This is a genomic window from Dietzia aurantiaca, from assembly GCF_021033825.1.
GTDB classification, from domain to species: domain Bacteria; phylum Actinomycetota; class Actinomycetes; order Mycobacteriales; family Mycobacteriaceae; genus Dietzia; species Dietzia aurantiaca.
Genome location: NZ_JAIFXZ010000030.1, coordinates 1 through 1,472 on the forward strand (window position 1 = coordinate 1; position 1,472 = coordinate 1,472).

Sequence of the window (1,472 nt, forward strand, 5' to 3'; positions counted from 1 at the left end):
GCCCGGCCGCCGCCGGGGTCGGTGTCACTTCAGGTGGTCGGCCACCTCGAAGGGTGCGTCCGTGGCGGCCGTGATCTGCTCGAGGGTGACTCCGTCGACCAGCTCGATCAGGGTCAGGCCGCCGGAGTCGCGGTCGAACACCCCGAGCTCGGTGATGATGCGGTTCACGCATCCCAGCCCGGTCAGCGGCAGGGTGATCTCGGAGACGATCTTGGACGAGCCGTCCTTGGCGACCTGGTCCATCACCACCACGATCCGTCGGGCCCCCACGACGAGGTCCATCGCGCCGCCCATGCCCTTGACCATGGCCCCGGGCACCATCCAGTTGGCGATGTCGCCGGCGGGGTTGACCTGCATCGCGCCGAGGATGGCCACGTCAATCTTGCCGGAGCGGATCATCCCGAAGCTGGTCGCCGAGTCGAAGATCGACGAGCCGGGCAGGGTCGTGACGGTCTCCTTGCCGGCGTTGATCAGGTCCGGGTCCACCTCGTCGGGGTGCGGGTACGGTCCGATGCCCAGCAGGCCGTTCTCGGACTGCAGCGTCACCTCGACGCCTTCGGGGACGTAGTTGGGCACCAGGGTCGGCAGGCCGATCCCCAGGTTGACGTACTGCCCGTCGGACAACTCCAGAGCCGCGCGGGCGGCCATGGCCTGGCGGTCGCGGCGGGCGGGCGTGGCGGTGTTGCTCATCAGCGCTGTCCTTCCGAGGGCGGGTTGGTGGTGGTCTTCTCGATCCACTTGGTCCCGGCGACCTGCTCGGGCGTCAGTTCCACCAGGCGGTGAACGAAGATGCCGGGCAGGTGGATGTCGTCCGGCGCGAGCTGGCCCACCTCGACGATCTTCTCCGCCTCCACGATGCACACGCGGCCGGCCATCGCGGCCAGCGGCGAGAAGTTCCGGGCGGTGAGGTTGAACCGCAGATTGCCGCTGCGGTCGGCCACCGCGGCCCGGATGACGGAGAAGTCCGCCTCGATGGCCTGCTCGAGAACGTAGGTCTGGCCGCGGATCTCACGGGTCTCCTTGGGCGGGGACTCCACAGCCACGCCACCGTCGGAGTCGTACTTCCACGGCATCCCACCGTCGGCGACGAAGGTGCCCACGCCGGTGCGGGTGAAGAAGGCCCCGATCCCGGAACCGCCGGCGCGCATCCGCTCGGCCAGCGTGCCCTGCGGGGTCAGTTCGACTTCCAGCTCACCGGACAGGTACTGGCGGGCGAACTCCTTGTTCTCCCCCACATACGAGGCCACGATGCGCCGCAGCTTGCCGGTCTCGAGAAGAATCCCCAGGCCCTTGCCGTCGACACCGGCGTTGTTGGAGAACACCTCGAAGTCCCCCACGTCGCGCGCGGCGAGCGCCTCGATGACGACCTGGGGGATCCCCACCAGGCCAAACCCTCCCGCGGCGATCGACGCCCCGGCCGGGATATCCGCGACGGCCTCCGCCGCGGTCATGATCTTGCTGGACATACACTC

At 69.0% G+C, this 1,472-nt stretch carries 2 protein-coding genes; both read right to left on the minus strand.

Going from position 1 to position 1,472, the window contains the following annotated elements; all coding sequences use genetic code 11:
• Positions 1–24 precede the first annotated feature (24 nt).
• The gene (locus K3888_RS17470; RefSeq protein ID WP_230931551.1) at positions 25–690 is read right to left on the minus strand and encodes a 3-oxoacid CoA-transferase subunit B; all 666 of its coding nucleotides are present in this window, start codon (positions 688–690) and stop codon (positions 25–27) included.
• Positions 690–1,466 (minus strand): CoA transferase subunit A, encoded by a 777-nt coding sequence (locus tag K3888_RS17475; RefSeq protein WP_230931552.1) that lies wholly within the window; start codon positions 1,464–1,466, stop codon positions 690–692. The genes K3888_RS17470 and K3888_RS17475 overlap by 1 nt, the downstream gene beginning before the upstream one ends.
• Between the last annotated feature and the right edge of the window lie 6 nt (positions 1,467–1,472).